Genomic DNA, 17,873 nt, shown 5'->3' on the forward strand with positions numbered 1-17,873 from the left:
GTAAACGAAGTGCCACCGGGCATTCAGGGCTTAGCGTTTTGAACCGTAATAGACTTCGTTCCAGCGCAGCGCGTCTTTAAAGGCTGGCAGACGGGTGTCGTTATCAATCACGGTCAGTTCGATGTCGTGCAGCTCGGCAAACTGACGCATATCGTTCAGGTCAAGCGCGTGGCTGAAGACGGTGTGGTGCGCGCCGCCGGCCAGGATCCAGGCTTCCGACGCGGTTGGCAGGTCAGGTTGCGCTTTCCACAGGGCGTTCGCGACCGGCAGTTTCGGCAGAGAATGCGGAGTTTCCACAGCATCGACGCAGTTCACCAGCAGGCGGAAACGGTCGCCGAGGTCGATCAGGCTGGCGTTAATGGCCGGGCCGGTACGGGTGTTGAAGATCAGACGGGCCGGATCCGCTTTGCCGCCAATGCCGAGGTACTGCACATCGAGGATCGGTTTCTCTTCGACGGCGATAGAGGGACACACTTCCAGCATGTGCGAGCCGAGCACCAGATCGTTGCCGTTCTCGAAGTGGTAGGTGTAGTCCTCCATAAAGGAGGTGCCGCCCTGCAGACCGGTCGACATCACCTTCATGATGCGAAGCAGAGCGGCAGTTTTCCAGTCGCCTTCGCCCGCAAAACCGTAGCCCTGCTGCATCAGACGTTGTACCGCCAGACCCGGGAGCTGTTTCAGGCCGTGGAGATCTTCAAAGGTGGTGGTGAAGGCATGGAAGCCGCCCTGTTCCAGGAAGCGCTTCATGCCCAGTTCAATGCGTGCGGCATCCAGCACGTTCTGGCGCTTGTCGCCGTTGACCTGTGCCGCAGGCGTCAGGCGGTAGCTGCTTTCGTACTCGTCCACCAGCGCGTTCACGTCGCCATCGCTGATGTCATTCACCACCTGCACCAGGTCGCCCACCGCCCAGGTATTTACGGAGAAGCCGAACTTGATCTGCGCGGCCACTTTATCACCGTCGGTTACGGCAACTTCACGCATGTTGTCGCCGAAACGCACCACTTTAAGGTGACGGGTATCCTGCTTAGAGACCGCCTGACGCATCCAGGAGCCAATGCGTTTTTGTGCCTGGCCGTCCTGCCAGTGGCCGGTCACCACGGCATGTTGTTGACGCATACGTGCGCCGATGAAGCCGAACTCGCGACCGCCGTGCGCGGTCTGATTCAGGTTCATGAAGTCCATGTCGATGCTGTCCCACGGTAGGGAGGCGTTGAACTGAGTGTGGAATTGCAGCAGCGGTTTGTTGAGGATAGCCAGGCCGTTGATCCACATTTTGGCTGGCGAGAAGGTGTGCAGCCACACCACCAGGCCAGCGCATTTGTCATCGTAATTGGCATCGCGGCAGATGTTAGTGATTTCGTCCGGCGTAGTACCCAGCGGCTTCAGCACCAGTTTGCACGGCAGTTTGGCTTCCGCGTTCAGCGCATTCACAACGTGCTCCGCGTGTTTCGTCACCTGCTGCAACGCTTCCGGTCCGTATAAATGCTGGCTGCCAATCACAAACCACACTTCATAATTATTAAAAATGGTCATTATCGTGTCCTTAAAGTGTCAGGGTTGCCGTAGTGTCCGCGGTGCTTTTGGCCGGGGCGGCGACAGGGAGATAGTGAAGTTCGGCGCTTTTTGCCCATTGCTGGTAGCGCTGATAAAGCTGTTCAAAGCGTTGTGCCTGCTGAGCCTGCGGCTGAAGCGTACTTTCGACGGCGCTCGCCATATGCTGTTGCGCGGTCGGGATATCCGCATGGACGCCTGCGGCCACGGCAGCGAAAATCGCTGCGCCCAGCGCACAGCACTGATCGGAGGCCACAATTTGCAGCGGACGGTTGAGCACGTCGCAGCAGGCCTGCATGATCACCGGGTTTTTACGGGCGATACCGCCCAAAGCCATCACGTTGTTCACGTCAATGCCCTGCCCGGTGAAGCACTCCATGATGGCGCGCGCGCCGAACGCGGTGGCGGCGATCAGGCCGCCAAACAGCGCGGGCGCGTCGGTCGCCAGGTTGAGATCGGTAATCACCCCTTTCAGACGCTGGTTGGCAAACGGCGTACGACGGCCGTTGAACCAGTCCAGCACCACCGGCAGGTGATCGAGAGACGGATTTTTTGCCCAGGCTTCGGTGAGCTGCGGCAGGAGCTGTTTTTTGCTCGCGGTAATCTGGGTTTTCAGTTCAGGATGCGCGGCCGCCAGCTGATCCAGCGGCCAGCCGAGCACCCGGCCAAACCAGGCGTAGATATCGCCAAACGCGGACTGACCCGCTTCGAGGCCGATAAAATCGGGCACCACGCTGCCGTCAACCTGACCGCAGATACCCTTCACCGCGCGGTCGCCAACGGTCGTTTTATCCGCCGTCAGAATGTCGCAGGTGGAGGTGCCAATCACTTTCACCAGCGTGTTAGGCTGCGCACCCGCGCCCACGGCGCCCATATGGCAGTCGAACGCGCCGCCGGAAATGGTCACGTTTTGCGGCAGACCGAGGCGTTTCGCCCACTCTTCACAGAGCATGCCGACCGGAATATCGGCGGTGAAGGTGTCGGTAAACAGCGGGTATGTCAGGTTTTTGTTGATGATCGGGTCGAGTTCATCGAAGAACGCTGCCGGAGGCAGACCACCCCAGCTTTCATGCCACAGCGATTTATGCCCGGCGCTGCAACGGCCACGGCGAATAGCCTGCGGGCGAGTGGTGCCGGAAAGCAGGGCGGGAACCCAGTCGCACAGCTCAATCCATGACGCCGCAGCCTGTGCGACCGACGCGTCCGCGCGGGTAACGTGCAGGATTTTTGCCCAGAACCATTCGCTGGAGTAGATCCCGCCGATGTAGCGCGAGTAGTCGGTTTTGCCCGGCTGGTGGCATAAGCGGGTGATGGCTTCCGCCTCTTCCACGGCGGTATGGTCTTTCCACAGCACAAACATGGCGTTCGGGTTATCAGCAAACTCCGGGCGAAGCGCCAGTACGCGGCCTTCTGCATCAACCGGGGCTGGCGTTGAACCGGTACTGTCGACGCCAATCCCCACGATGTCGGCCCGCTGGGCGTCCGTCAGCTCCGCCAGCACGGTTTTGATCGCCGCTTCCATTGATTCAATGTAATCGCGCGGGTGGTGACGGAACTGGTTGTTCGGCGCATCGCAGTAGCGCCCCTCTTGCCAGCGCGGATACCACTCAACGCTAGTTGCTATCTCCCGGCCAGTCGTACAGTCCACTGCCAGCGCGCGAACTGAGTCGCTGCCAAAATCGAGGCCAATTGCAATTGCCATGGTGTTGCTCCATCCAAAACAGGTATGGAAGAACATTAGAGACTGAGAACAAAGATCGTCAGGCAGGATCCGCTAATCTTATGGACTAAATTGCTGTAGCAGCGGAAAGTGTGACGCCGTGCAAATATTCAATGTGGACATTTCTGCCGTACTTATAGACACTTTTGTTACTGCTTAACCGCCCGTGCTGGCGGAGAAATCAGGGGGAAAGGCTGAAACATGGCGGACGTAAAAGAGGCGTGATGCTTTTTGGATCTTTTCGCGGGCCATTTTTATACTGCTTTTATCGATATGGACAATTGGTTTCCTTCAGGACCCTTGGGAGAACTGAATCTATGGCCGAACCGCAAAACGATCCCCTGCTGCCGGGATACTCATTTAACGCCCATCTGGTGGCGGGGCTGACGCCCATTGAGGCCGAGGGGTACCTTGATTTCTACGTCGATCGACCGCTCGGAATGAAAGGGTATATTCTGAACCTGACCGTTCGCGGGGAAGGGGTGATTAAAAACGGCGATCGGCAGTTTATCTGCCGCCCTGGTGATATGCTGCTGTTCCCGCCGGGGGAGATCCACCACTACGGGCGCCACCCGGATGCCAAAGAGTGGTATCACCAGTGGGTCTATTTCCGTCCGCGCGCCTACTGGCAGGAGTGGCTCTCGTGGCCGGCCATTTTCGCCCATACCGGTTTATATCGCCCGGATGAGGCGCATCTGGCGCAGTTCCGTGAGCTGTTTGCACAGATTATTGAGGCAGGGCAGGCGGGAGGGCGCTACGCCGAACTGCTGGCCATCAATCTGCTTGAACAGGTGCTGCTGCGCCGCATGGAGGCCATCAACGAGTCGCTTAATCCGCCGCTGGACAACCGCGTCCGCGACGCCTGCCAGTACATCAGCGACCACCTTGCCGACAGCCAGTTTGATATTGCCAGCGTCGCCCAGCATGTGTGCCTGTCGCCGTCACGGCTGTCGCATCTGTTCCGCCAGCAGCTTGGCGTGAGCGTACTCAGCTGGCGCGAGGATCAGCGCATCAGCCAGGCGAAACTGCTGCTCAGCACCACCCGAATGCCTATCGCCACCGTCGGGCGTAACGTCGGCTTTGAAGATCAGCTCTATTTCTCTCGCGTGTTTAAGAAGTGCACCGGTGCCAGCCCGAGCGAATTCCGTGCGGGATGTGAATAATCGGTAAACATTCAGGTGAACTTCAGGCGCATCTTGTAAACTATTCAGACAATTGATGCCTTGACGCGGTGCAGGGCGCTAAGCAGAATCGCTGATTCGTTTTCTGACCGGAATAGTTATGCAGGCATTGCTGGAACATTTTATTACCCAGTCCGTTATGTATTCGCTCATCGCCGTGGCGCTGGTGGCGTTTCTGGAGTCGCTGGCGCTGGTCGGGCTGATCCTGCCCGGCACCGTGATGATGGCGGGGCTTGGGGCGCTTATCGGCAGCGGCGAGGTCAATTTCTGGCAGGCGTGGATGGCCGGTATTATCGGCTGTTTGCTGGGGGACTGGATCTCCTTCTGGCTGGGCTGGCGCTTTAAGAAGCCGCTACACCGCTGGTCGTTCATGAAAAAAAACAAAGCGCTGCTGGATAAAACCGAGCACGCGCTGCACCAGCACAGCATGTTCACCATCCTCGTGGGGCGCTTCGTTGGGCCAACGCGTCCACTGGTGCCGATGGTGGCCGGGATGCTGGATCTGCCCGTCGCGAAGTTTGTGGTGCCGAATATCATCGGCTGCGTCTTCTGGCCGCCGTTCTACTTCCTGCCGGGTATCCTGGCGGGCGCGGCGATTGATATTCCTGACGGTATGCAAAGCGGTGAGTTTAAATGGCTTCTGCTGGGTACGGCGGTGCTGCTGTGGCTGGCGGTTTGGCTCTGCTGGCGCCTGTGGCGCAGCGCGAAAGCGAGCGTCGATCGCCTGACCCGCTATCTCCCGCGCACGCGCCTGCTCTGGCTGGCCCCACTTACGCTCGGCGTGGCGGTGGTAGCGCTGGTGGCGCTAATCCGTCACCCGCTGATGCCGGTGTACGGAGAGATCCTGTTGAAGGTGGTGAGCCGTTAAGGTGTTTTCCCTCTCCCCGTGGGAGAGGGCCAGGGTGAGGGCATCAGACCGCACGAATGCCCAACAATGAAGATGCCCCTGCGTTACCACTCAGAAGTTCTTCTGTTTCTCCATCCCACAAAATACGTCCCTCTGCGATCACCACCGATCGCGGCGCGATGCGTGCGGCATCTTCAATGCTGTGCGAAACCATCAGCATCGTCAGTTGTTCGCGCTCGCACACCTCCTCAACCAGCGAGAGCATTTCCTGGCGCAGAGCCGGGTCGAGCGCCGAAAAGGGTTCGTCGAGCAGCAGCAGCGGCTGCTTGCGCACCAGACAGCGTGCCAGCGCCACGCGCTGGCGCTGGCCGCCGGAAAGCTCCCCCGGAAGTCTGTTGATAAACGCAGACAGGCCCATTTGTTCGGCGATCGCCTCCAGCGTCTGACGCTGCGCAGCACTGAGCTTTAACCCCGGATCCATACCCAGCGCGATGTTCTGCCAGACCGTAAGATGATTGAACAGATTGTTTTCCTGAAACAGCATCGACACCGGGCGCTTAGCCGGCGGAGCGTAGGTAAACTCGCCGTTATCAATGACGATCGACCCGCTGGCAGGTTGCAGAAAACCGGCAATCAGATTGAGCAGGGTACTTTTTCCGGCCCCGCTGGGGCCAAGCACTGCGATTCGCTCTCCCTGACGAACGGAGAGGGTAAAACGCATTGGCAGGTGCTCATAAAGCCAGGTTACATCAGTCAGTTTTAACATCACGCCCCGGAAGTTTTTCGATAACGGTAAATAACGCAAAGCACAGCAGCAACAGGAGCAGCGCCGTGACGGCGCCGTCCTGGCTACGATAGGAGCCGATTTGCTGATAAAGCCAGAACGGCAGCGTGCGGAAATCCTCGTTGCCGAAGAGCGCCACTACGCCAAAATCGCCAATTGACAGTACGCAGGCAAACGCCAGCGCCTGGGCGAGCGGGCGTTTCAGTGCGCGCAATTCTACCACCTTCAGGCGCTGCCAGCCCTGCATGCCCAGCGACTGACACAGCAAGCTGTAGCGGCTGTTGACGTCGCGCATCGGGTTTTCCAGTACCTTGAGCGCGTAAGGGATGGCCATTAGTGCGTTGGTAAAAATGACGATGCCGTCGGCGCTTTCCGGCAGGCCGAGGGTGCTGTTGAACAGTAAAAAGAATCCGGTCGCCAGCACAATGCCCGGCATCGCCAGGATCAGCATACCCGTCAGTTCCAGCGCGTGTCCGGCTTTACGGGCATGACGCGCGTACAGCTCGCGGCTGCTCCAGAGCAGCATCATGGTCAGGATCACGCACAGTAGCCCGGCTGCCAGCGCAATGCGCAAGGAGGTCCACGTCGCTTGCCACAGGACAGGTTGTTGCAGTACCGACAACACATTGCGATTCAGTCCATCAACGATAACGGCCAGCAGCGGGGGCAGCAAAAGCAGGAGTGCCAGTGCGATCAGCATAAAATCCGCGACGCGGCTATACAGGCTGTCCTGCGGATCGCGCCAGCCTGTCATGTTATTGCTTCCTGCGGGGATCGTTTTGCTTAGCCTCTGGCTGAGTAACACCAGTGCCAGACAGCATACCATCTGCACGATCGCCAGCAGCGCGGCGCGGCCCGGATCGTAGTCGTAACTTAAAGCCTGATAGATCGCCAGCTCAATGGTGGTGGCCTGCGGCCCGCCGCCGAGAGAAAGTACGGTCGCGAAGCTGGCGAAGCAGAGCATAAAGATTAGCGCGGCAACCGGGGCAATCTGGCGTCGCAGCCACGGCCATTCGACAAAGCGGAAGAACGACCAGCCGCGCATGCCAAGCTGGGCGGCAATCTGACGCTGCTCACCGGGAATGTTTTCCAGCGCCTGTAAAAAGAGGCGCGTGGCCATCGGCATATTGAAAAAAATATGCGCCAGCAGAATGCCTTTCAGGCCGTATGGCGAGAAGGTCCATTCCTGACCAAGCAGGTTGAAAAGGAATGCCAGCCATCCCTGCCGACCATAGACGCTCAGAATGCCGAACACCGCCACCAGCACGGGCAGGATCAGCGTCATCGCGCACAGCCGCAGCAGGGCAAGCCTGCCGGGGAAACGTCTGCGATAGAGGGCGCGGGCGAGGAAAATGGCCGGGAGCGTCGACAGCAGCGCGGAGAGAAACGCCTGCCAGAAGGAGAAACGGATGACGTGCCAGAGATAGCTGTCGTGCCAGAGGGCAAGCAAATCGCTCTCTGGCGCGTTAAACCACAGCGCAAGGAATGCACCCAGGCTGACGACCACCATCAGTATAGCGGCGAGCAGCCCGGGAACTAACCAGCCGGGGATCAGCGGCTGACGGCGCGTTGCCATTCGCTTATCCATGCGGCGCGCTGGGTGGCAACCTGCTGCGGCGTAAATTCCAGGGAGGTTTGCGGTTTGTTCAGCTGCTCAAAACCTGCCGGCAGCGCAACATCAGTGACCGGGTACATCCAGTTTCCTGTCGGAATAGCATTCTGGAATGCCGGTGAAACCATAAACTTCAGGAATTTCTCGGCGAGCTCCGGCTGTTTGCTCGCGGCGGTGCGGGCGGCCACTTCCACCTGCAAATAATGTCCTTCAGCAAAGTTCGCGGCGGCGTAGTTGTCTTTCTTCTCGGCGATAATGTGGTAGGCCGGAGAAGTCGTGTAGCTCAGCACAAGGTCGCTTTCGCCTTTCAGGAACAGGCCGTAGGCTTCGCTCCAGCCTTTGGTGACGGTAACGGTTTTCGCAGCCAGTTTCTGCCACGCCTCAGGCGTTTTGTTGCCATAGACTTTCTGCATCCACAACAGCAGCCCCAGACCCGGCGTGCTGGTGCGCGGATCTTCATAAATCACGCGCCACTTCTGATCGCTTTCGACCAGCTCTTTCAGGCTTTTGGGCGGATTCTTCAGCTTGTTTTTATCGTAGACAAACGCAAAGTAACCGTAATCAAAGGGTACGAAGGTGTCGTTTTTCCAGCCGCCCGGCACGTTGACGGCATCTGCCGCCACGCCGCTTTTGGCGAACAGTCTGGTTTGAGTGGCGGCTTGCAGCAGGTTGTTATCCAGCCCGAGCACCACGTCGGCTTTGCTGTTTTTGCCTTCCATACGCAGCCGGTTAAGCAGAGAGACACCATCTTCCAGTGCCACGAATTTCAGCTCGCAGTTGCAGTCGGCTTCAAAGGCTTTTTTCACCGCCGGGCCGGGGCCCCAGTCGGCGGAGAAGGAGTCGTAGGTGTAGACCGTCAGGACAGGCTTAGCAAAAACAGGCAGCGCAAACAGCGCCAGCAGAGGAAGAACGTTTTTTAACACTTTGCACCTCAGGGTTGAGTGGCAAAGGATTTTGAGAGACAGCCTCAAATCCCTTCGCCGGCGTTATCCGGATCAGGTTCGACGGGTATTATCTCAGCGCACATCAGTGATGCAGCACCCCGTTGAGAACGGCGCTATTGTAATGATTTGGTGAATATTACGAAAGCGTTATGGCTCCGGCGGCGCAAACCACGCGGATTTAAAATCAAACCAGCCCAGGGTATTCATTCGCAGGCCGCGCATGCTGCGCTGACCCTGGATCAGCAGCCAGTGGTGAATCAACGGTACGATCGTCTGCCCGGCCAGCAGCTCCTGACACCAGGCGGCCAGATCCATTTCTCCTGCCCGCCAACGTGCGGCGTCTCGCTGCCAGTCCCGATTGATACAGTGCTGAATCAGGGGCACTTCATACAGGTGAGAGAAGAGCGAAAAATCAAGCGGCAGCGTGAAGTTCGCACTGTTGAGCCAGATATCGCTGATAACATCTCCACGGTGCCATTCATCATAGTCCACTTCCTGTATCGCCAGCGTCACGCCCTCGGCTGCCAGCAGCTTACTCATGATCCTTGCGATAAACCGGTGTTCAATGTGATCGCGATAGTAGCTGAGGGTGATGGTCTCCAGTCCGGCAGGTTTTTCACTGCGTACTGGCTGCGCATGGTGCCAGCGCGGAAGCAGGCCATAGGCCGGGAACCACCAGGTCTGGTATTGCTCCTCTGCGTGATAAATCAGGTTAGCGGGCGCCAGAACATGGCTGATCCACCTGCGTACGTCGTGATTCGCCCCGCGATGGCTGCGGCTATCGAAGAGCAGGTAGTAGCAGCCCTCCTCCAGGCGGCTTTCGAACGCCTTTTCACCGGCTGTTGGCCCTTCCAGCGTCAGGCCTGCGCTCAGCTCTTCGTTGAGATCCGGTAGTACCCAGACGTTGACTTCGTCGATCAGCGCCCTATAGCCAAAGTAATCATCAAAGGCGCGGATCTTCAGCTGATTACTGTTGTTCCGTGAAACGGAGTAGGGGCCCGTACCAATCGGCTGGCTGGAAAAATTGTTCAGGGATCGCCACTCGGCAGGCAGGATCATCGAGGGTACGTAGCCCAGAAGCCACGGAAGCCATTTGTCCGGCTGCGATAGCTCAATATCCAGCGTCCAGGCCGTGGGGGAGTGGATCCGCGCGATATGCGAATAGAGCGGCAGCGTGCGGGCGCGCTCTAAGGAATCGATAACGTCGCGCATCTCCAGCTCGCGTCCATGGTGGAAATGTATGCCGGGGCGTAAAAAGAAGCGCCAGTGCAACGGAGACACCTGTTGCCAGTGATGGGCAATATCCGCTTCCAGTTCCCCGTTTTCCTCATTTATCCGCGTCAGACCGCTAAAAATCTGCCGGGCCATGTGGGTTTCAGAGCGACGTAACGCCGTACCGGGCAACAGATTTTTCATTGGGCGATAGTAAAGCACTCGCAGAATGTGGCGTCCCTGACGAAAGCTGCGTCCCAGATGCGAGACCAGCATCTGGCGCACGGCGGCTTTGTCGCCCACCAGCTGGACCAGCTGATCGATGCGGTCTTGCTCCAGCAGATCCTCCGCCCGCTGTTGCTGCAACGCCAGGCCGGTATAGAGGAAAGTCAGGCGCGAGCGCTTACCGCGTCCGGCTTCGGCCTCCCAGTTTAGCCAGCCCTGCTGCTGCATGGTGTTAAGGAGGGTACGCATATGACGCCGGGAGCAGTTGAGGAGCTCAGCCAGCTCGTTCAGCGTGGTCTCCTGCGATTGCCCCTCGCAGCACTGCCAGAGGCGGATAAATTGTTGTTGCAGACGACCAGAAGGCATAAAAGAGGAACTCCTGACAAAAAATCAGCAATTTATTAATCCCTATATTAAGCCAATAATCCTTATCGATGAAGCGAGGAGGTAAATTATGAAGAGGTCTACCGCACGTCAGTTTTATCAGCACTATTTTTCAGCGACAAAGGGAGTGTCCTGGCTGGCCCGCCAGTGCGCAGAGCAGCGGCTGAGAATACTGGAAGATCTGATGCAGTGGGACGTTACGAAACCGACCTCTTCTCGCTAACTCGCCTCGATCATGTGTGACTGAGTATTGGTGCTAATCACCCGCCAGCAAAATGTTTTTGCTGGCTTTTTTCGTTTACTATTTCACCCAATTTCGATTCGCTTTCATAAGGACTTGCGCATGCTCTGGTTGATGACGATGGGGCGACGCCTGAACGGCGTGTACGCCGCTTTTATGCTGGTGGCCTTCATGATGGGCGTGGCCGGTGCGCTACAGGCGCCGACGCTGAGCCTGTTTCTCAGCCGTGAGGTTGGGGCGCAGCCATTTTGGGTAGGCCTGTTCTACACCGTCAACGCCATTGCCGGGATCCTCGTCAGCCTGTGGCTGGCGAAACGATCCGACAGCCAGGGCGATCGCCGCAAGCTGATCCTCTTTTGTTGCGCCATGGCCGTGGGCAACGCGTTGCTGTTTGCCTTTAATCGTCACTACCTGACGCTTATCACCTGTGGCGTGCTGTTGGCCTCTCTGGCGAACACCGCCATGCCGCAGCTCTTCGCTCTGGCCCGGGAGTACGCCGACAACTCGGCGCGGGAAGTGGTGATGTTCAGCTCGGTGATGCGTGCGCAGCTCTCTCTCGCATGGGTCATCGGCCCCCCGCTGGCGTTCATGCTGGCGCTGAACTACGGTTTCACCGTCATGTTCACCATCGCCGCGGGAATTTTTGCCATCAGCCTGGCGCTGATAGCCTTTGTGCTGCCATCGGTGGTGCGCGTAGAGCAGGTGACGGACAAGCCCATCACCCAGGTAAGCGGCTGGCAGAATAAAAACGTCCGCATGTTGTTTATCGCCTCCACGCTGATGTGGACCTGCAACACCATGTACATTATCGATATGCCGCTGTGGATCAGCAGCGATCTGGGACTGCCCGACAAGCTCGCGGGGATCCTGATGGGCACCGCTGCCGGGCTGGAGATCCCGGCGATGATTCTGGCGGGTTACTACGTAAAACGTTTCGGAAAGCGTCGGATGATGGTCGTCGCCGTGGCGGCTGGGGTGGTGTTCTACGCGGGGTTAATCCTTTTCCATTCGCGGGAAGCTTTGCTGGCGTTACAGCTATTTAACGCGGTATTTATCGGAATCGTTGCCGGGATCGGCATGCTCTGGTTCCAGGATTTAATGCCGGGGCGAGCAGGCTCCGCGACCACGCTGTTTACAAACAGTATCTCTACCGGCGTGATTCTGGCAGGGGTGATTCAGGGGGCGCTGTCGCAAAGCTATGGACATGCATCCGTGTACTGGGTGATCGCAGCGATTTCGGTCATCACGCTTGTATTAACGTGCCGGGTTAAAGACGTTTGATTCTGGAAGGCGGCTTCACGAAATGAAACGATTTTCTGACAGGAGCAGAGAAGGCGCATAGAGTGCGTGACGGGTGCTTGAGGCTGTTTGCCTCAGGCTTTCGCAAGAGGCAAACAGTGGAGAGTCCCACATCAAAAAACTGATGGGGAGACCAACTTCACAACCAACATTGCGAGGTTAGTCTCTTCATTGCCGAAAAGCAATAAGGAGGCTGGAATGCCAAAACGTACTCTGCTGTTAGGTTTGTTTCTGATCTGTACGACGTTGTTGATCTTCACCTGGATGGTGCGCGACTCGCTGTGTGAGCTGCACTTCAGACAGGAGAAAACAGAGCTGGCGGCAGTGTTGGCTTACGAAGCAAAACGTTAGCGGTATTGGCGGGGTTTTTCCCCGCCTCTCCAGAGTGGTTACGCCTCAACGCACCCTTATCAATGGCCCGCACCCTGCGGGCCATTGCCTTTAGCCCATAAACGCAGGCTGTTTTTTCTCGTAGGTGGAGATAGCCTCTTCGTGCTGCAGCGTCAGGCCAATGCTATCCAGACCGTTCAGCATGCAGTGGCGACGGAACGCATCAATGCTAAAGCTGTAGGTCTTGTCACCGGCTTTCACCACTTCTGCTTCCAGATCCACTTCAAACGACATCCCCGGATTTGCCTGCACCAGCGCAAACAGTTCATCGACCTGTTCGTCACTCAGCGTCACCGGCAGCAGCTGGTTGTTGAAGCTGTTGCCGTAGAAGATATCCGCGAAGCTTGGGGCGATAACCACTTTAAAACCGTAGTCGGTCAATGCCCATGGCGCGTGTTCACGCGACGATCCGCAGCCAAAGTTTTCCCGCGCCAGCAAAATGGAGGCGCCTTTGTATTCCTGAAAGTTCAGGACGAATTCCGGGTTCGGCACTTCGCCTTTATCGTCGAGGAAGCGCCAGTCGTTGAACAGATGCGCCCCAAAACCCGTGCGCGTCACTTTCTGCAAAAACTGTTTAGGAATGATCGCGTCAGTATCGACGTTAGCGGCGTCCAGCGGGACAACACGGCCCGTATGTTGGGTAAATTTCTCTGCCATGAATGTCTCCTTATTTCAGGCTGCGAATATCGGCGAAATGACCGGTGACTGCCGCAGCGGCGGCCATTGCCGGGCTGACCAGGTGGGTGCGCCCACCGCGGCCCTGACGGCCTTCAAAGTTACGGTTGCTGGTGGAGGCACAGCGCTCGCCCGGATTCAGGCGGTCGTTGTTCATCGCCAGACACATGGAGCAGCCGGGCAGGCGCCACTCGAAGCCTGCTTCGATAAAGATCTTATCCAGACCTTCCGCTTCCGCCTGGGCTTTCACCGGACCGGAGCCCGGCACAACCAGCGCCTGCACGCCCGGTGCCACTTTGCGGCCTTTTGCAATTTCTGCCGCAGCGCGTAAATCTTCGATACGGGAGTTAGTGCAGGAGCCGATGAACACTTTATCAATGCTCACGTCGGTCAGCGGTACGCCGGGTTTCAACCCCATGTAAGCCAGCGCCTTTTCCGCACTCGCGCGCTCGACCGGATCGGCGAAGGAAGCCGGGTCAGGAATGCTGTCGTTGACGGAAATGACCTGGCCCGGGTTGGTGCCCCAGGTGACTTGCGGGGCGATCTCTTCCGCCTGCAACGTCACAACGGTATCAAAAATTGCCCCCTCGTCCGTTTTCAGGGTTTTCCAGTACGCTACCGCGTCGTCAAAATCCTGTCCTTTCGGCGCATGAAGACGCCCCTTCACATAGTTGAAGGTGGTGTCGTCTGGGGCCACCAGGCCTGCTTTGGCACCCATCTCAATGGCCATGTTGCACAGGGTCATACGACCTTCCATGCTCAGCGCCTGAATAGCGTCGCCGCAGAACTCAACGACGTGACCGGTACCGCCTGCACTGCCGGTGTTGCCGATAATCGCCAGCACGATATCTTTCGCGGTGATACCCGGCGCGGCTTTCCCCTTCACTTCAATCTTCATGGTTTTGGCGCGGCCCTGCTTCAGGGTCTGCGTCGCCAGAACGTGTTCCACTTCAGAGGTGCCAATCCCGAACGCCAGGGCGCCAAATGCGCCGTGCGTCGCGGTGTGGGAGTCGCCGCAGACAATGGTCATGCCCGGCAGAGTAATACCCTGTTCAGGCCCCATTACGTGGACGATGCCCTGATAGGGGTGGTTCAGATCGTACAGCTCCACGCCAAACTCGTTACAGTTCTTAATCAGCTCCTGCATCTGGATACGCGCCATCTCGCCAGATGCATTAATGTCTTTGGTCTGGGTGGAAACGTTGTGATCCATCGTGGCAAAGGTTTTACCCGGCTGACGCACCGGGCGCTTGTGCGCACGCAGGCCGTCAAATGCCTGAGGAGACGTCACTTCGTGTACCAGATGACGGTCGATGTACAACAGTGGGGTTTCGTCTGGCGTCTCGTAAACAACGTGCGCATCAAACAACTTCTCATATAACGTCTTAGCCATGATTACACCCCTTCAGCGACATAGCGGGCAATGATGTCGCCCATTTCATCGGTACTGACTGCCGCCGTGCCGCGTGCTAAATCACCGGTACGGACGCCTTCTTCTAACGCCCGGTTAATGGCGTTTTCAATTGCGGTTGCTGCATCGCCTGCATCCAGGCTGTAGCGCAGCAGCAGAGCCAGGGAGAGGATCTGCGCAATCGGGTTGGCGATGTTTTTGCCTGCGATATCCGGCGCGGAGCCCCCCGCCGGTTCGTACAGGCCAAAGCCTTCTTCGTTCAGGCTGGCGGAGGGCAGCATGCCCATGGAGCCGGTGATCATGGCGCATTCATCCGAGAGAATATCGCCGAACAGGTTGGAGCACAGCAGCACGTCAAACTGAGACGGATCTTTGATCAGCTGCATCGTTGCGTTGTCGATATACATATGCGACAGCGCAACGTCCGGGTACTGCTTAGCGACTTCACTGACGATTTCGCGCCACAAAATGGAAGACTGGAGCACGTTCGCTTTATCAATAGAGGTCACTTTACGGCGGCGTTTGCGCGCTGACTCAAACGCGATATGGGCGATACGTTCAATTTCAAAACGGTGATAGACCTCGGTATCAAACGCTTTCTCATGCTGACCGCTGCCTTCGCGACCTTTTGGCTGACCGAAGTAGATGCCGCCGGTCAGCTCACGCACGCAGAGAATGTCGAAACCGTTGGCCGCGATATCCGCGCGCAGCGGGCAAAACTCTTCCAGCCCCGGGTACAGCTTCGCCGGACGCAGGTTGCTGAACAGTTTGAAATGTTTACGCAGCGGCAGCAGCGCACCGCGCTCCGGCTGCTCTGCTGGCGGCAAATGTTCCCACTTAGGGCCGCCCACGGAGCCAAACAGCACGGCATCGGCATTTTCACAGCCTTCCACAGTGGCTTTCGGCAATGGCGTACCGTGGTTATCAATTGCAATACCGCCCACATCGTAGTGGCTGGTGGTAATTTTCATCGCAAAACGCGAACGAACGGCTTCCAGTACTTTCAGCGCCTGTGCCATCACTTCCGGGCCAATACCGTCACCCGGCAACACAGCAATATGGTAATTCTTCGACATCACACGGTTTCCTTGTTGTTCTCTTTATTCTGAGCTTTGCGTTGCAACTCTTTTTCGACTTCGGCGGCGCGCCAGATGTTGTTCAGGACATGCACCATCGCTTTCGCGGAGGATTCGACGATATCTGTCGCCAGACCCACACCGTGGAAGCGGCGACCGTTATAATTGACGACGATATCCACCTGACCCAGGGCGTCTTTACCGTGCCCTTTAGCCGTCAGGTCGTATTTCACCAGCTCTACGTCGTACTCAGTGACGCGGTTAATCGCCTGGTAAATGGCATCCACAGGGCCGTTGCCGTTGGCGGCTTCCGCTTTAATTTCATCCCCGCAGGCCAGCTTAACGGAGGCGGTGGCGATGTCGCTTGAGCCGGACTGGACGTTGAAGTAGTCCAGACGGAAGTGCTCTGGCTCTTCCTGCTGTTTGTTGATGAATGCCAGCGCTTCCAGATCGTAATCGAACACCTGGCCCTTCTTGTCCGCCAGCTTCAGGAAGGCGTCGTACAGCTGATCCATGTTGTAATCGCTGTCCTTGTAGCCCATCTCTTCCATACGGTGCTTCACTGCCGCGCGACCAGAGCGTGAGGTCAGGTTCAACTGAACCTGGTTCAGACCGATGGATTCCGGAGTCATGATTTCGTAGTTTTCACGGTTCTTCAGCACGCCATCCTGGTGAATACCGGAAGAGTGAGCGAACGCGCCCGTACCGACAATCGCTTTGTTGGCCGGGATCGGCATGTTGCAAATCTGGCTGACGGTCTGGCTGGTGCGCCAGATTTCGTTGTGATTGATGCGTGTGTGCACGTCCATGATGTCTTTGCGCACTTTGATCGCCATGATCACTTCTTCCAGTGAACAGTTGCCTGCGCGTTCGCCGATGCCGTTCATCGCGCCTTCTACCTGACGCGCGCCGGCGTGCACCGCCGCGATAGCATTGCCAACGGCCAGACCCAGGTCATCGTGGGTGTGTACAGAGATAATGGCTTTATCAATATTTGGTACGCGGTCATACAGACCAGTAATGATGTTGGCAAACTCAAACGGCATGGTGTAGCCGACGGTATCCGGGATGTTGATGGTTCTGGCTCCGGCATTAATAGCGGCTTCCACTACACGGGCCAAATCGTCAATCGGCGTGCGGCCTGCATCTTCACAGGAAAATTCCACGTCGTCAGTGTAGTTACGCGCCCGTTTAACCATATACACCGCACGTTCGATCACTTCATCCAGCGTGCTGCGCAACTTGGTTGCAATGTGCATGGGGGAGGTGGCTATAAAAGTATGGATACGGAAAGCTTCTGCAACTTTCAGGGATTCCGCGGCCACATCGATATCTTTCTCAACGCAGCGAGCCAGAGCGCACACGCGGCTGTTTTTGATGGTGCGGGCGATAGTCTGCACTGACTCAAAATCACCCGGCGAGGAGACAGGAAAACCGACCTCCATTACGTCTACACCCATGCGTTCCAGGGCCAGCGCAATTTGCAGTTTTTCTTTAACACTCAGGCTCGCCTGTAATGCCTGTTCACCGTCACGTAAAGTAGTATCGAAAATAACGACTTGCTGGCTCATGGGTTAGGTCCTTGTCAGTCTTAGGGCGCCTTGCTACGAGCATAAAAAAACCCGCGCAGTGGCGCGGGTTTTTAGTTTTACTGAAGACGATTCAACGCTGAATTTCGCCCGCCAGTCTACCGCGCACAGTGGATGCGTTTAGTAGTAGTAGACCGGTGAAACGAAGGGTGCGAATCATGAATCCTGCTCCAGGTGAATGCGATATGCTTTTAGTGGTACTGGATACGCCGACTCATGTCAACCCCTCCCCGACAAAACGGGGACCCAACGCAGGGAGAATACATTAGCTAATTGTGCTGGTTTTTGCGTGGCTAACCGATTTTATTGTCTATTATTGGACTGGGGATTCATCTCTGGAATAATTTGAATATAATTGGTAGCAATTGAACATACTATTTTCACCAACATGCTATGAAATGGAATGTGTTTCATATCATTGATTTATAGACTTCATGAATGATTTACGGGTAAGTAAGTTATCAAAATTGATATCAATTTGTTAATGAATATGCGTTGTATACTATTAATAGTTTAATAACGCTTAAGTCATTATTAATGAGAGCGTTGATTGTGTATTTGTCTGGTTTATGGTTTCATGCTCACAATAAAGTTTGAGATATCTTTTGAACGATTTTTAACTCTTCATTTATGGGGTGCGTAAAGCCGCTCGGTGAATGGGGCTCTTTATATATTCCGAATTTTAAATAATTTCCTTTCGCTTGTTGTATATGCATGGTAAATCATATTTTT

General features: G+C 56.6%; 16 protein-coding genes and 1 riboswitch. Of the genes, 5 read left to right on the plus strand and 11 right to left on the minus strand.

Annotation, left to right across the window (positions count from 1 at the left end):
- Positions 1–30: 30 nt before the first annotated feature.
- Both araA and araB read right to left on the minus strand, forming a co-directional pair.
- Positions 31–1,533, minus strand: a complete 1,503-nt coding sequence (gene araA / locus IPZ49_RS09850) for an L-arabinose isomerase (RefSeq protein WP_015572656.1) — start codon at positions 1,531–1,533, stop codon at positions 31–33.
- Between the two features lie 10 nt (positions 1,534–1,543).
- Entirely contained in the window at positions 1,544–3,253 is a 1,710-nt protein-coding gene (araB, locus tag IPZ49_RS09855; RefSeq protein ID WP_063146413.1) for a ribulokinase, read from the minus strand.
- Positions 3,254–3,588: 335 nt separating this feature from the next.
- On the opposite strand from araB, the gene araC reads away from it, so the two are divergent.
- Both araC and IPZ49_RS09865 read left to right on the plus strand, forming a co-directional pair.
- The gene (gene araC / locus IPZ49_RS09860; protein WP_022647026.1) at positions 3,589–4,434 is read left to right on the plus strand and encodes an arabinose operon transcriptional regulator AraC; all 846 of its coding nucleotides are present in this window, start codon (positions 3,589–3,591) and stop codon (positions 4,432–4,434) included.
- Positions 4,435–4,552: 118 nt separating this feature from the next.
- Positions 4,553–5,320 (plus strand): DedA family protein, encoded by a 768-nt coding sequence (locus tag IPZ49_RS09865; protein WP_017383796.1) that lies wholly within the window; start codon positions 4,553–4,555, stop codon positions 5,318–5,320.
- A gap of 43 nt (positions 5,321–5,363) precedes the next feature.
- On the opposite strand, the gene thiQ is transcribed toward IPZ49_RS09865, so the two are convergent.
- The 4 genes from thiQ to sgrR form a co-directional block, all read right to left on the minus strand.
- The gene (gene thiQ, locus IPZ49_RS09870; RefSeq protein ID WP_032625461.1) at positions 5,364–6,065 is read right to left on the minus strand and encodes a thiamine ABC transporter ATP-binding protein ThiQ; all 702 of its coding nucleotides are present in this window, start codon (positions 6,063–6,065) and stop codon (positions 5,364–5,366) included.
- Positions 6,049–7,659, minus strand: a complete 1,611-nt coding sequence (gene thiP, locus IPZ49_RS09875; RefSeq protein WP_063929057.1) for a thiamine/thiamine pyrophosphate ABC transporter permease ThiP — start codon at positions 7,657–7,659, stop codon at positions 6,049–6,051. Before thiP ends, thiQ begins: the two co-directional genes overlap by 17 nt.
- Positions 7,635–8,618, minus strand: a complete 984-nt coding sequence (thiB, locus tag IPZ49_RS09880) for a thiamine ABC transporter substrate binding subunit (RefSeq protein ID WP_023299313.1) — start codon at positions 8,616–8,618, stop codon at positions 7,635–7,637. Before thiB ends, thiP begins: the two co-directional genes overlap by 25 nt.
- A 31-nt stretch (positions 8,619–8,649) precedes the next feature.
- Positions 8,650–8,750, minus strand: a riboswitch (TPP riboswitch).
- Positions 8,751–8,786: 36 nt separating this feature from the next.
- The gene (gene sgrR / locus IPZ49_RS09885) at positions 8,787–10,442 is read right to left on the minus strand and encodes an HTH-type transcriptional regulator SgrR (protein WP_022647030.1); all 1,656 of its coding nucleotides are present in this window, start codon (positions 10,440–10,442) and stop codon (positions 8,787–8,789) included.
- Positions 10,443–10,530: 88 nt separating this feature from the next.
- Here sgrR and sgrT point away from each other — a divergent pair, with 88 nt between their 5' ends.
- The 3 genes from sgrT to IPZ49_RS09900 all read left to right on the plus strand — a co-directional run bounded on the left by sgrT (position 10,531) and on the right by IPZ49_RS09900 (position 12,351).
- Positions 10,531–10,683 (plus strand): glucose uptake inhibitor SgrT, encoded by a 153-nt coding sequence (gene sgrT, locus IPZ49_RS09890; RefSeq protein ID WP_003856388.1) that lies wholly within the window; start codon positions 10,531–10,533, stop codon positions 10,681–10,683.
- 120 nt (positions 10,684–10,803) lie between these two features.
- Positions 10,804–11,982 (plus strand): sugar efflux transporter, encoded by a 1,179-nt coding sequence (locus tag IPZ49_RS09895; RefSeq protein WP_063146415.1) that lies wholly within the window; start codon positions 10,804–10,806, stop codon positions 11,980–11,982.
- A gap of 216 nt (positions 11,983–12,198) precedes the next feature.
- The gene (locus tag IPZ49_RS09900) at positions 12,199–12,351 is read left to right on the plus strand and encodes a Hok/Gef family protein (RefSeq protein ID WP_010427008.1); all 153 of its coding nucleotides are present in this window, start codon (positions 12,199–12,201) and stop codon (positions 12,349–12,351) included.
- Between the two features lie 90 nt (positions 12,352–12,441).
- Here the strand turns inward: IPZ49_RS09900 and leuD are convergent, their stop codons facing one another.
- From leuD to leuL, 5 genes are all read right to left on the minus strand, one after another.
- The gene (gene leuD, locus IPZ49_RS09905; RefSeq protein WP_023299315.1) at positions 12,442–13,047 is read right to left on the minus strand and encodes a 3-isopropylmalate dehydratase small subunit; all 606 of its coding nucleotides are present in this window, start codon (positions 13,045–13,047) and stop codon (positions 12,442–12,444) included.
- Between the two features lie 10 nt (positions 13,048–13,057).
- Positions 13,058–14,458, minus strand: a complete 1,401-nt coding sequence (gene leuC, locus IPZ49_RS09910; protein ID WP_063146417.1) for a 3-isopropylmalate dehydratase large subunit — start codon at positions 14,456–14,458, stop codon at positions 13,058–13,060.
- Positions 14,459–14,460: 2 nt separating this feature from the next.
- Complete coding sequence (leuB, locus tag IPZ49_RS09915; protein ID WP_022647034.1) at positions 14,461–15,552, minus strand: 3-isopropylmalate dehydrogenase; 1,092 nt, start codon at positions 15,550–15,552, stop codon at positions 14,461–14,463.
- Positions 15,552–17,123: a 2-isopropylmalate synthase gene (leuA, locus tag IPZ49_RS09920; protein ID WP_022647035.1), complete on the minus strand. Its 1,572-nt coding sequence runs from the start codon at positions 17,121–17,123 to the stop codon at positions 15,552–15,554. Before leuA ends, leuB begins: the two co-directional genes overlap by 1 nt.
- Before the next feature lie 91 nt (positions 17,124–17,214).
- A complete protein-coding gene (gene leuL / locus IPZ49_RS23445) occupies positions 17,215–17,301 on the minus strand; it encodes a leu operon leader peptide (RefSeq protein ID WP_057979999.1) in 87 nt (28 codons plus the stop codon).
- Positions 17,302–17,873 lie beyond the last annotated feature (572 nt).

It is taken from the genome of Enterobacter cloacae complex sp. S2, from assembly GCF_015159675.1.
Classification (GTDB): domain Bacteria; phylum Pseudomonadota; class Gammaproteobacteria; order Enterobacterales; family Enterobacteriaceae; genus Enterobacter; species Enterobacter intestinihominis.